Genomic DNA, 12,851 nt, shown 5'->3' with positions numbered 1-12,851 from the left:
CAGAGATGGGCGGTAAACGGTGAGCGAGGCAAAGCTCCGCGACTACCTCAAGCGAGTGACCACGGATCTGCACCGCACTCGCCAGCGCCTCCAGGAGGCCGAGGCAAAGGACCACGAGCCCATCGCCATCGTCGGGATGGCCTGCCGCTACCCCGGTGGCGTGGCCTCGCCGGAGGATCTGTGGGAGCTGGTGGCGAACGGCCGTGACGCGGTCACCGAGTTCCCCGCCGACCGGGGCTGGGACCTGGAGGCCCTCTACGACCCGGACCCGGACAAGCCGGGGACGAGCTACGCAAGGGAAGGCGGCTTCGTCACCGACGCCGACCACTTCGACCCCGCGTTCTTCGGCATCTCCCCGCGCGAGGCCCTCGCCATGGACCCGCAGCAGCGGCTGCTGCTGGAGACCGCGTGGGAGGCCATGGAGCGCGCCGGGGTCGACCCGGCCACCCTGCGCGGCAGTCGCACCGGGGTCTTCGCGGGGGTTATGTACCAGGACTACGCGACCCGGCTGCGCCAGGTGCCCGACGATGTCGAGGGGTACGTCGGCAGCGGTGGCTCCGGCAGCATCGCCTCCGGCCGTATCGCCTACACCTTCGGTCTCGAAGGGCCCGCGGTCACCGTGGACACCGCCTGCTCGTCCTCGCTGGTGGCCCTGCACCTCGCCGCGCAGGCGCTGCGCCGGCGGGAGTGCTCGCTGGCCCTGGTCGGCGGGTCGATGGTGATGTCCACCCCGGTGGCCTTCGTGGACTTCAGCCGCCAGCGCGGGCTCGCCTCCGACGGCCGCTGCAAGGCGTTCGCCGCGTCCGCCGACGGAACCGGCTGGGGCGAGGGCGTGGGCATGCTGCTCGTGGAGCGGCTGTCGGACGCGCGGCGCAACGGTCACCAGGTGCTCGCGGTCGTCACGGGCTCCGCCACCAACCAGGACGGCGCCAGCAGCGGGCTCACCGCCCCCAACGGCCCCTCCCAGCAGCGCGTCATCCGGCAGGCGCTGGCCGACGCCGGGCTGACAACGGCCGATGTGGACGCGGTCGAGGCACACGGCACCGGCACCGCGCTCGGCGACCCCATCGAGGCGGGCGCGCTGCTCGCCACCTACGGCCGGGACCGCCCCGAGGACCGGCCGCTGTGGCTCGGCTCGCTGAAGTCCAACATCGGCCACACCCAGGCCGCCGCGGGCGTCGGCGGAGTCATCAAGACGGTGCTGGCGCTGCGCCACGGCGTCCTGCCCAAGACCCTGCACGCCGAGGAGCCGACGCCCAACGTGGACTGGGAGTCGGGCGCGGTACGGCTGCTGGCCGAGGCCCGGCCGTGGCCCGAGCCGGAGGCCGAGCGCCCGCGCCGCGCCGCCGTGTCCGCCTTCGGCTTCAGCGGCACCAACGCCCATGTGATCCTGGAACAGGCCCCCGCCGAGGAGGCCGCGGACGAAACACCCGCCGACGAAACACCCGTTGACGAGACACCCGCGGACGCCGTGTCCGCCGCCGCGCCCGCCGCCGCCCCCGCCGCCGTGTCGTCCGGCCTGGTGCCGTGGCCGCTGTCGGGGCGGACCGAGGAGGCCCTGCGGGCCCAGGCCGCGCGGCTGCGCTCCCACGTGGCGGGCGCGTCCGGGCCGTCCCCCGTGGACATCGGCTACTCGCTGGCGCTCACCCGCTCCGCCTTCGCCCACCGCGCCGTGGTCGTGGGAGCCAGCCGTGCCGAACTGCTCGGCGAACTCGACCAGTTGGCCTCCGGCGTGGCACCCGGCGCGGTGGCCGGTGCGGGCAAGACGGCGTTCCTGTTCACCGGGCAGGGCGCACAGCGGCTCGGCATGGGACGCGCCCTGCACACCGCCTTCCCGGTCTTCGCCGCCGCGTTCGACACCGTCTGCGCCGAGCTCGACCGCCACCTGGACGGCCATGTCGGGCACGCGGTGCGCGACGTGGTCTTCGGCGAGGACGCCGAGCTGCTCGACCGGACCCTCTACACCCAGACCGGTCTCTTCGCCGTCGAGGTGGCGCTGTACCGGCTGCTGGAGTCCTGGGGTGTGACCGCGGACTTCCTGGTCGGCCACTCGGTGGGCGAACTGGCGGCCGCCCATGTGGCGGGCGTGTTCTCGCTGGAGGACGCGTGTGCGCTGGTCGCGGCCCGGGGGCGGCTCATGGACGCGCTGCCCGCCGGAGGCGCGATGGTCTCGCTGCAGACCGCCGAGGCCGAGGTGCTGCCCCATCTGGCGGGCGAGGAGGACCTGGTGTCCCTGGGCGCGGTCAACGGCCCGGCCGCCACGGTGATCTCCGGCGAGGAGAAGGCCGTTCTGCGGATCGCGGACGCGGTCGGCGTCAAGAGCAAACGGCTGCGGATCGGCATCGCCGCCCACTCACCGCTGATCGAGCCCATGCTGGAGGAGTTCGCCAAGGTCGCCGGTGAGCTGACCTACGCCACCCCCCGGATCGCGGTGGTGTCCAATGTGACCGGCGAGGCGGCGGCCGGGGAGCTGTGCTCGCCCGAGTACTGGGTGCGCCATGTGCGGCAGCCGGTGCGGTTCCGGGACGGGGTGCGGTTCCTCGAGGACCAGGGCGTGACCCGGTATGTGGAGGTGGGCCCGACCGGTGTGCTGTCCGTGCTGGGGCAGGAGTGCGTCGCCGACCCCGGCGCCGCCGCGTTCGTCCCGCTGCTGCGCAAGGACCGCGGCGAGGCCGAGTCGCTGCTGGCCGGGGTGGGCCGGGTGCACGCCCACGGTGGCGCGGTGGACTGGGAGAAGGTGTTCGCGGGCCGTGGCGCCCGCCGGGTGGAGCTGCCCACGTACGCCTTCCAGCGGCAGCGCTACTGGCTGGACGGCTCGGACCCGGCGGGCGATGTGACCTCGGCGGGTCTTGGCCCGGCCGGGCATCCGCTGCTGGGCGCCACCGTCGAACTCGCCGACAGCGACGGCCTGGTGCTCACCGGGCGGCTGTCCCTGGCCGCCCAGCCCTGGCTGGCCGACCACGCCGTCTCCGGTGTGGTCCTCTTCCCCGGCACCGCGTTCCTCGAGCTCGGGATCCAGGCCGGTGACCAGGTCGGCTGCGACCAGGTCGAGGAGCTGACCCTCCAGGCGCCGATGATCCTCCCCGCGCGTGGCGCGCTCACCCTCCGGGTGACGGTCGGCGAATCCGACGAGGGCGGACGGCGCCCGCTGAACGTCCACTCCCGCCCCGAGGGCGCCGGGTTCGGCGAGCCGTGGACCCCGCACGCCACCGGCACGCTCGCCACCGGCACGCTCGCCACCGCCACACCGGCTGCCCCCGCGGAGCTGACCGCGTGGCCTCCGGCGGACGCCACCGAACTCGACGTCAGCGACATGTACGAGCGGTACGCGGCGGGCGGCTTCGGCTACGGCCCGGCCTTCCGGGGCCTGCGCGCCGCCTGGCTGCGTGGCGACGAGGTGTTCGCCGAGGTGCGGCTGGCCCAGGAGCAGCGACCGGCCGCCGTCGGGTACGGGATCCACCCGGCCCTGCTCGACGCCTCCCTGCACGGCATCGCGCTCGGCACCCTCTTCGCCGGGGAGGACCCCGAGACGGCACAGGGGCGGCTGCCGTTCTCCTGGACCGGGGTGTCGCTGCACGCCGCCGGGGCCGACGAGGTGCGGGTGCGGATCTCTCCGGCCGGGGAGGACACCGTGACGCTCGCGGTGGCCGACCCCACCGGCCGTCCGGTGGCCACCGTCGAGGGCCTGCTGCTGCGGAAGATGACCGGCGATCAGCTCAGCGGCGCCCGCGCCGCGAGCAGCGAGTCGCTGTTCCAGCTCGACTGGCCCGCGCTCACGGACTCCGATCGGCCCACCCCGCTGACCCGGGCCGCGCTGGTCGGCGACGACGGTCTTGAGGTCACCGAGAGCCTCTTCGCGGCCGGGGTCCACCTGGAATCGTATGTGGACCTGGAGTCGCTGGGCGCGGCCGTCGACGCCGGTACGGCCGCCCCCGCGGCGGTCTTGGTGTCCTGCGCCGCCGGGCCCGGCGCACCGGCCGACGCGGTGCGGGACTCCCTGCGCACCGCCCTGGAACTGGCCCAGAACTGGTCGGCCGACGATCGGTTCGCCGACTCCCGGCTGGTGTTCGTCACCCGTGGCGCGGTGGCCACCGCGCCCGGCGCGGAGGTCGCCGATCTGCCGGGCGCCGCCGTCTGGGGCCTGGTGCGCTCGGCGCAGTCGGAGAACCCCGACCGGTTCACCCTCGTCGACCTCGACGGGCACGAGGAGTCCGTACGGGCCCTCCCGGCGGTACTCCCCTCCGGGGAGCCGCAGCTCGCGCTGCGCGCCGGACAGGCGCACACCCCGCGGCTCGCCCGCGCCCAGGGCGCGACCGGCACCACTGGCGCGACCGGCACCACCGGCGCCACCCGTGCGCTGGACCCCGAGGGCACCGTGCTGATCACCGGCGCCACCGGTACGCTCGGCGGGCTGCTCGCCCGCCACCTGGTGACCCAGCACGGCGTCCGTCATCTGCTGCTGACCAGCCGCCGGGGACCGGCCGCCGAGGGGGCCGGGCGGCTGCGCGAGGAGCTGACCGCGCTCGGCGCGACCGTGGCCGTGGCGGCGTGCGACACCGCCGACCGGGACGCCGTGGCCGCCCTGGTGGCCCAGGTGCCCGCGGACCATCCGCTCACCGGGGTGTTCCACACCGCCGGGGTGCTGGACGACGGGGTGATCTCCTCGCTCACCCCCGAGCGGCTGGACACGGTGCTGCGGCCCAAGGTCGACGCCGCGCTCCACCTCCACGAGGCCACCCGGGAGCTGGACCTGGCCGCGTTCGTGCTCTTCTCCTCGGCCGCCGGTGTGCTGGGCGGCGCGGGTCAGGGCAACTACGCGGCCGCCAACGGCTTCCTCGACGCCTTCGCCCAGGCGCGCCGGGCCCAGGGGCTGCCCGCCCACTCCCTCGCCTGGGGGCTGTGGGCGCGGACCAGCGCGATGACCGGGACGGCGGACACGGCCGGGGCCGCCCGCTCGGGCGTGGCCGCGCTCTCCTCCGAACAGGGCATGGAACTGCTCGACACCGCCCTCGCCCTGGACACCCCGCTGCTGATCCCGATGCGGATCGACCTCGCGGCGCTGCGCGCGGGTGCCGGATCCGGCTCGGTGCCGCTGCTGCTGCGCGGGCTGGTGCGGACACCGGCGCGCCGGGCGGGCGCGACCACACGCGGTGGCTCGCCGGGCGGCGGCTCCGCGCTGCGGGAACGGCTCGCCGCGCTGCCCGAGGCCGAACAGGACGCCGTACTGCTGGAGTTGGTGTGCGCGCAGGTGGCCACCGTGCTCGGCCACCCGGACCCGTCCGCCATCGGCCCGGCCCATGAGTTCGTGGACTCCGGCTTCGACTCGCTCACCGCGGTCGAGCTGCGCAACCGGCTGAACGCGGCCACCGGGCTGAGGCTGCCCGCCACGCTCGTCTTCGACCACGAGACGCCCACCGATCTCGCCGCCCGGCTCCGCTCCGAACTGGCCGCGGCCCGGCAGCCGGGCCCGTCCGAGCGGACACCCGCGAGCACGGCGCCCGCCGCGGCGGGGGAGTCCACCACGCTGAGCACGCTGTACACCGAGGCGTTCGAGACCGGGAAATGGAAGGAAATCTTCGACCTGCTGCATGCCACGGCGGCGCTGCGGCCCCGGTTCAGCGCCACCTCCGACCTGGAGAAGCTGCCGATGCCGGTCCGGCTCAGCAAGGGCCCGGCCGAGCAGCACATGTTCTGCTTCTCCTCGTGCCTGGCGGTCGCGGGCATCCACCAGTACGCGCGGTTCGCGGCCTCGCTGCGGGGCCGGCGCGATGTGTCGGCGCTCGCGCTGCCGGGCTTCGGCCGCGGTGAACCCCTCCCGGAGACGGCGGACGCGGTGGTCGCCGCGCAGGCCGAGGCGGTGGCGAAGGCCGCCGACGGGCGGCCCATCGTGCTCCTGGGCTCCTCGGCGGGCGGCTGGTTCGCCCACGGGGCGGCGGGACATCTGGAGCGGATGGGCATCCGGCCGACCGCGGTGGTCCTGGTGGACACCTATGTGCCCAAGAGCAGCATCCTCAACCAGTTCGGGCTCTCGCTCATGGACGGGATGACCGAGCGCGAGGGCGTGTTCGTCACCATGGACGACGCCCGGCTGTCGGCCATGGGCTGGTATCTCAACCTCTTCGGCGGCTGGGACCCCGAGCCGATCGAGACCCCCACCCTCCTGGTGCGCGCGCTGGAGCCGCTGTCCACCGGATCGTTGAAGCTGGAGGAGCTGCCCGACTGGCGGTCCTTCTGGGAGCTGCCGCACGACATCGTCGATGTGCGCGGCAACCACTTCACCATGATGGAGGACCACTCCCTCCCCACCGCCCAGGCCATCGAGGACTGGCTGGAGCGACTGGAGCGCGACGGCGCCTGACCCCGCCCGGACACCCCGTTTCAGGCGCCCTCCCCGCATCAGATAAGGAACGACGATCATGGCGTTGCCCGTCACCGATGAGAGCCTGTGGTTCCGCAGGTTCCATCCGCGCCCGGAGGCCGAGGTCGGTCTGGTCTGCCTGCCGCACGCGGGAGGAGCTGCCAGCTTCTACTTCCCGATCTCCGAGCTGCTGCCGCCGTCCGTGGAGGCGCTGGCCGTCCAGTACCCGGGGCGGCAGGACCGCCGCCATGACGCGCCCATCGAGGACATCCACGAGCTGGCGCGCGAGATCTACGAGGCGCTGAAGCCGCTCACGGCACACCGGCCGATCGCGCTGTTCGGCCACAGCATGGGCGCGAGCGTCGGGTTCGAGCTGGCCAGACTGCTCGAAGGAGAGCTGGGGACCGTGCCCGTGGCGCTCTTCGCCTCGGGCCGCCCCGCGCCCTCCCACCACCGCAGCCTCGGCATCCACCGGCGCGACGACGCCGGGCTGATCGCCGAGCTCCAGCTGGTCAGCGGGACCGACTCCCGGATCCTCGGCGACGCCGAACTGCTGCGGCTGGCCCTGCCCGCCATCCGCAGCGACTACAAGGCGGCCGAGACCTACGAATACCGGCCCGGCGCCCGGCTGGCCTGCGACATCGTGGGGCTCGCCGGCGACAGCGACGTCCGCGTCGCCGCCCCGGAAATGGCGGGGTGGCGGGAGCACACCTCGGGCTCCTTCCGGCTGGAGGTCTTCTCCGGCGGCCACTTCTACCTGGGTGAGCAGAAGGCAGCGGTGGCCGGAGTCATCACGGACACCCTGCGGGCGGCCACCGCCCGCACCCGACGACCCATCGACTGAGAGAGAAACCGACGATGCGTATCCTTTTCGCGACGGTGTCCGAGAAATCACACCTGTTCACCATGGTCCCGCTCGCCTGGTCGCTGGCCGCGGCCGGCCACGAGGTGCATGTCGCCAGCAACCCCGCGCTGACCGAGTCCATCAAGAGCACCGGTCTGACGGCCGTCTCGGTCGGCAAGGACCACAATCTCCACGAGATGCTGACGCAGAACCGCGAGTCGCTGGAGAACCCGCTCTCCGACTGGTCCACCCCCGAGCTCGATCAGCACTCCTGGGAACAGGTGCTGATGAAGTTCAAGATCAGCGTGATGTTCGCGTACCAGACCTACAACGACTGCATGGTGCACGAGCTGGTGGACTACGCCCGCCACTGGCAGCCGGACCTGGTCATCTGGGACCCGGTCACCTACGCGGGCCCGGTGGCCGCCCGCGTCGTGGGCGCCGCCCACGCCCGGCTGCTGTGGTGCGTCGACATCTACGCGAAGATGCGCGAGGTGTTCCTGGCCCGCCTCGCCGAGCAGCCCGAGGAGCGCCGCGAGGACCCGATGGCCGACTGGCTCGGCTCCATCCTCGCCCGCTACGACCGCACCTTCGACGAGGAGGTCGTGGTCGGCCAGTGGACCATCGACCAGATCCCCACCAGCCTCCAGCTCCCGCTGTCCCTCCGGCGGGTCCCGGTCCGCTATCTGCCCTACAACGGCCCCTCCGACATCCCCGGCTGGCTGCGCGAGACCCCCGGGCGGCCGCGGGTCGTGCTGACCTCCGGGGTCTCCGCACGGGCCGCCCTGGGCGGCACCTTCATGCCGGTGGCCGAGATGATCGACACCCTGGGGAGCATGGACATCGACGTGGTGGCCGCGCTGCCGCCCGAGGAGGTCGAGGCGCTGGAGGAGGTCCCCGCCAACACCCGCATCGTCGACTTCGTTCCGCTGCACGCCCTGCTGCCCGGCGCCGCGGTCCTCATCCACCACGGCGGCTTCGGCTCCTGGGGCACCGCACTGGCGGGCGGCGTACCGCAGTTCATCCCCACCATCCGCTACGCCGACTGGTGGAACAAGGGGACCAGCCTGCACGAGGCCGGTGCCGGACTCGTCGTCCACGCCTCGGAGTTGACCGCCGAGGTGCTGCGGGAAAGCGTCGAACGGCTGCTGAAGGACGCGTCGTACAAGGAGACCGCCGAGCGGCTGCGCGAGGAGAACCTGCGCACCCCCACCCCGCACGACGTGGTGCCGGTGCTGGAGAAGCTCACCGTGGAGCACGGCCGGTGAAGGTGCGCGAGCTGGCGGTCTCCGGCGCCTACGAGTTCAGCCCGGACGTCCACCGCGACGAACGCGGCGCGTTCGTCGCCCACTACACCGAATCGGCCTTCTGCGCGGCCGTCGGCCATCCGCTGCGCCTGGGCCAGAACCACCACAGCGTCTCCCGGCGCGGCACCGTCCGCGGGGTGCACTACGCGGACGTACCCCCGGGCCAGGCCAAGATGGTGACCTGTGTCGGCGGCGAACTCCTCGATGTGGTGGTGGACTTGCGGGTGGGCTCGCCCACCTTCGGCCACTGGGACAGCGTGCGGCTTGACCCCGTGACGTACCGGGCGGTGTATCTGGAGGAGGGCCTCGGCCACGCGTTCATCGCGCTGCGGGACGACACCGTGGCGGCCTACCTCAACTCGGAGGAGTACAACCCGGGCGCCGAGCACGAGATCGACCCCTTCGACCCCGCGCTCGGCCTGCCCTGGCCGAAGGATCTGGAATACCTGGTCTCCGAGCGCGACCGGAACGCCCCCGGGCTGGCCGAGGCCGAACGGGCCGGTCTGCTGCCGTCCTACGAGGTCTGCCGGGCGCTGCACGCCCGGTGACCCGGCCCGGCGTACCCCCATCCACCGATCGGTTGATGCGGCCGATCGGCCGGTCGGTGGAGGGAGGATCAGCCCGGTGGGCAGCCGATGGGCCGATCCCCCGGGGATATCCGCTTCCTACGGTGGAAGAGTGAAGGAACCAAGCGAGGAGGACCCGGGCCGATGCCGCTGATCGAGGTCAGTAACCTGCGCAAGGAGTACCGCAATCACGTGGCGGTACAGGACGTGTCCTTCTCCGTGGAGGAGGGTGAGATCTTCGGCATCCTCGGCCCCAACGGCGCGGGCAAGACCACCGCCGTGGAGTGCATCGAGGGCATGCGCAAGCGCGACGGCGGCGAGATCTCCGTGATGGGGCTGGACCCGCTGAAGGACAAGGACCTCGCCGAGCTGCGCGAGTCCATCGGGATCCAGCTCCAGCAGAGCGAACTGCCCCCCAAGATGAAGGTGTGGGAGGCGCTCGAGCTCTACAGCACCTTCTACCGCGACCCCGTCGACTGGCGCGAGCTCATCAAGGACTGGGGCCTGTCCGGCAAGGCCGACACGGCGTACGGATCGCTGTCCGGCGGCCAGCAGCAGCGGCTGTCCATCGCGCTCGCCCTCGTCGGCAAGCCCAGGATCGCCGTCTTCGACGAGCTGACCACCGCGCTCGACCCGCACGCCCGGCGCGAGACCTGGAAGCTGATCGAGAAGGTCCGGGAGCAGGACGTGACCGTACTGCTGGTCACCCACTTCATGGAGGAGGCCGAGCGGCTCTGCGACCGGATCGCCATCATCGAATCCGGCCGGGTCGTCGCCCTCGACACCCCCTCCGGACTGGTGTCCCGGGTCGATGAGCAGCAGATCATCCGCTTCAAGCCGTCCGTCCCGATGGACGACGAACTGCTCACCTCGCTGCCCGAGGTGAGCAGTGTGACCCGGTCCAGGTCCCAGGTGACGGTGGTCGGCAAGGGCAATGTCGTCTACGCCGTGATCTCCGTCCTGGCCCGCAACCAGATCGTGGCGAACGAACTCCGCCTGGAGCAGGCGAGTCTCGATGACGCCTTCGTCGCCCTGACCGGCTCCAAGCCCGCCAACTAAAGCCGCCGAGGAGACTTCTGCCATGTCCGGGCGCACCAAGCTCACCTACGTCGAGAGCAAGCTGTTCCTGCGCGATCCCACCGCGGTGTTCTTCGTCATCGCGCTGCCGATCATGCTGCTGGCCATCTTCCACTTCGTCACCACCAAGTCCGACGACGACGCCGCCACCAAGGCGTCGATGGCCGCGTTCGTCCCCGCGATGGCCATGTCGCTGTGTCTGACGATGCTGGCCCTCAACCTGCTGCCCACCACCCTCGCGACCTACCGCGAGAAGGGCATCCTGCGGCGCATGGCCGCGAGCCCCATCCACCCGGGGAACCTGCTGCTCGCCCAGCTCTTCATCAACCTGGTCACCGCGGCGGTCTCCGCGGTGCTGGTGCTCATCGTCGGCAAGACCGCCTTCGACACCAAACTGCCCGGTGACGTCCCCGCGTTCCTGGTGAGCTTCGTCCTCGGCACCTGGGCGCTGTTCTCCATCGGCCTGGTGATCGCGGCCGTGGCGCCGAGCAGCAAGTCGGCCACCGCGATGGGCCTGTCGCTGCTCTTCCCCAGCCTCTTCTTCGGCGGCGCCTTCCTCCCCAAGGAGGATCTGCCGGAGACTGTGTCCACCATCGGCGACTACACGCCACTGGGTGCCGCGCTCCAGGCGCTGCGCGACTCCTGGGAGAACCAGTGGCCGCAGACGCTGCACCTGACCGTCCTCGGAGTGATCGCGGTGGCCGCCACCGCGGCCGCGGCCAAGCTGTTCCGCTGGGAGTGAGGTGAGCGCGTCCAAGGACGACGGCGGACGGTGGGAGCGGCACTCCGACATCCTGTTCGGAGGGCTGCCCTACCTTCTGCTGTTTCTGTCCACGGTCCTGAGCCTGGTCCACGGCCCGCCACCGGCCCGGCGGCTGCTCACCACGCTCGGCCTCGCGGCCGTGGCCGCCGTCTGGATCCTGGGCACCTACACCCTGCCCACGGGCCGCCGCAGCAGACAGCCGTACGGCATGGCGCGCACGGCCGTCTACTTCGCCGGGCTGCTCGCACTCTCCGCCGCGCTGATGGCGCGGGACCAGGTGTTCATGCTGTTCGCCGCCACCGGGTTCCTCCAGGCGCTGGTGCTGCTGCCGACCGTCTGGGCGCTGGTGTCCGTGGCGGCCACCTCGTTCGTCGTCAACACCGTGCCGGACGGCTTCCCGCGGCCCACGACCGGCGCGGTGGTCGGCTATCTCGCCGCCATCGTCTTCCAGACCGTGGTGATCGGCTGGATCAACCTGCTGTCGAGTCGGCTCAACGAACAGCATCAGCGGCGCAAACGGACCGTGGCCGAGCTCCGCTCCGCGCTCGCCGAGAACGCCGGACTCCACGCCCAGCTGATCACCCAGGCGCGTGAGGCGGGGGTGCTCGACGAACGTCAGCGGATGGCGGGGGAGATCCATGACACCCTCGCCCAGGGGCTGGCCGGTATCATCCGGCAGCTGGAGGCCGCCGAACACGCCGAGGGCGACCGCCAGGTGTGGCGCCGCCATCTCGTCGCCGCCAAGGATCTGGCCCGGGACAGCCTCGCCGAGGCGCGCCGTTCGGTCCAGGCGCTCCGCCCCGAGCAACTGGAGTCCCGGACCCTGCCGGACGCCCTGGAGTCGCTGGTCGAGGGCTGGTCACAGGAGCGGGAGCCGAAGGTCGCGTTCGCGACGACCGGGACCGCCATCCCCCTCCACGCCGAACTGGAGGCCACGCTCTACCGGGTGGCACAGGAGGCCCTCGCCAACATCGCCAAGCACGCCGGGGCGTCGAAGGTGGGCATCACCCTGTCGTACATGGAGGACGTGGTGGTCCTCGACGTACTCGACGACGGCGTCGGATTCGACCCCGCGGCCGCGGAGGCCGAGGCGGGCACCTCCGGCGGCCACGGCCTCGGGCTGGTGGCGATGCGGCGCCGGCTGGGCCGGGTCGCCGGTACGTTGGACATCGAAAGCGCCCGTGGCGAGGGCACCGCCATCAGCGCGGCCGTCCCCGTGATCCCCCAGGAAGCCGGTGCATGAGCGGAAACACCATTGGCGCCGACACTCCCGGCCCCAGCCCCAGCCCCATCCGTATCCTCATCGTCGACGACCACCCGGTGGTCCGCGACGGGCTGCGCGGGGTGCTGGAGCGGGACCCCGACTTCACGGTGATCGGCGAGGCCGGTGACGGTGCCGAGGCAGTCGAACTGTACGAGCGGCAGCCGGCCGATGTGATCCTGATGGATCTGCGCATGCCCCGGATGGGCGGGGTGGAGGCCATCAAACGGCTGCTGCGCGGCGACCCGGAGGCCCGGATCCTGGTGCTGACCACCTACGACACCGACAGCGACGTGATGGGCGCGCTGGCCGCCGGGGCGACCGGCTATCTCCTCAAGGACACCCCGCGCGAGGAGCTGACCCGCGCCGTGCGGTCCGCCTCCTCGGGCCAGTCCGTCCTCTCGCCCGCGGTGACCGGACGCGTTCTCGGCCAGGTCCGCAAACCCACCCAGGGCCCGCTGAGCGACCGTGAACTCCAAGTGCTCCGGCTTATCGCGGATGGGGCCACGAATCGACAGGCCGCGGCGGCATTGTTCATCAGCCAGGCGACCGTGAAGACGCATCTTCTGCATGTCTACGAAAAACTCGGGGTGAAGGATCGCGCGGCAGCGGTCAGCGAGGCTCATAAACGACATCTATTCGAATGACACCGCAGGTCGGGGCCGTGATAGGGGT

The 12,851-nt window shown here is 72.2% G+C and carries 8 protein-coding genes; all 8 read left to right on the top strand.

What is annotated here, in order from left to right; genetic code table 11:
- Positions 1-19 precede the first annotated feature (19 nt).
- The 8 genes from J2Z30_RS14800 to J2Z30_RS14765 all read left to right on the top strand — a co-directional run bounded on the left by J2Z30_RS14800 (position 20) and on the right by J2Z30_RS14765 (position 12,823).
- Entirely contained in the window at positions 20-6,358 is a 6,339-nt protein-coding gene (locus tag J2Z30_RS14800) for a type I polyketide synthase (RefSeq protein ID WP_044567915.1), read from the top strand.
- A 58-nt stretch (positions 6,359-6,416) separates the two neighbouring features.
- Complete coding sequence (locus J2Z30_RS14795; RefSeq protein WP_044567914.1) at positions 6,417-7,202, top strand: thioesterase II family protein; 786 nt, start codon at positions 6,417-6,419, stop codon at positions 7,200-7,202.
- Positions 7,203-7,237: 35 nt separating this feature from the next.
- Positions 7,238-8,470 carry an activator-dependent family glycosyltransferase gene (locus J2Z30_RS14790; RefSeq protein ID WP_209468678.1) on the top strand — a complete coding sequence of 411 codons (1,233 nt, stop codon included), beginning with the start codon at positions 7,238-7,240 and terminating at the stop codon, positions 8,468-8,470.
- On the top strand, positions 8,467-9,057 hold the full coding sequence (locus tag J2Z30_RS14785) for a dTDP-4-dehydrorhamnose 3,5-epimerase family protein (protein WP_044567912.1): 591 nt from the start codon (positions 8,467-8,469) through the stop codon (positions 9,055-9,057). Before J2Z30_RS14790 ends, J2Z30_RS14785 begins: the two co-directional genes overlap by 4 nt.
- A 162-nt stretch (positions 9,058-9,219) precedes the next feature.
- On the top strand, positions 9,220-10,134 hold the full coding sequence (locus J2Z30_RS14780) for an ABC transporter ATP-binding protein (RefSeq protein ID WP_044567911.1): 915 nt from the start codon (positions 9,220-9,222) through the stop codon (positions 10,132-10,134).
- Between the two features lie 22 nt (positions 10,135-10,156).
- The gene (locus J2Z30_RS14775) at positions 10,157-10,894 is read left to right on the top strand and encodes an ABC transporter permease (RefSeq protein ID WP_037962594.1); all 738 of its coding nucleotides are present in this window, start codon (positions 10,157-10,159) and stop codon (positions 10,892-10,894) included.
- Between the two features lies 1 nt (position 10,895).
- The gene (locus J2Z30_RS51340; protein WP_044567910.1) at positions 10,896-12,158 is read left to right on the top strand and encodes a sensor histidine kinase; all 1,263 of its coding nucleotides are present in this window, start codon (positions 10,896-10,898) and stop codon (positions 12,156-12,158) included.
- Positions 12,155-12,823 carry a response regulator gene (locus tag J2Z30_RS14765; protein ID WP_044567909.1) on the top strand — a complete coding sequence of 223 codons (669 nt, stop codon included), beginning with the start codon at positions 12,155-12,157 and terminating at the stop codon, positions 12,821-12,823. Before J2Z30_RS51340 ends, J2Z30_RS14765 begins: the two co-directional genes overlap by 4 nt.
- The last annotated feature ends 28 nt before the right edge of the window (positions 12,824-12,851 follow it).

The organism is Streptomyces iranensis (assembly GCF_017874715.1).
Lineage (GTDB): Bacteria > Actinomycetota > Actinomycetes > Streptomycetales > Streptomycetaceae > Streptomyces > Streptomyces iranensis.
Note: the sequence above shows the minus strand (reverse complement) of the source record. Positions and strands in the feature narration are given on the sequence as shown.

Bases quoted from the DNA above. Each gene is read 5' to 3' on its own strand.
- J2Z30_RS14795 (WP_044567914.1), top strand. From the start codon at position 6,417: ATGGCGTTGCCCGTCACCGATGAGAGCCTGTGGTTCCGCAGGTTCCAT.
- J2Z30_RS14780 (WP_044567911.1), top strand. From the start codon at position 9,220: ATGCCGCTGATCGAGGTCAGTAACCTGCGCAAGGAGTACCGCAATCAC.
- J2Z30_RS14775 (WP_037962594.1), top strand. From the start codon at position 10,157: ATGTCCGGGCGCACCAAGCTCACCTACGTCGAGAGCAAGCTGTTCCTG.
- J2Z30_RS14765 (WP_044567909.1), top strand. From the start codon at position 12,155: ATGAGCGGAAACACCATTGGCGCCGACACTCCCGGCCCCAGCCCCAGC.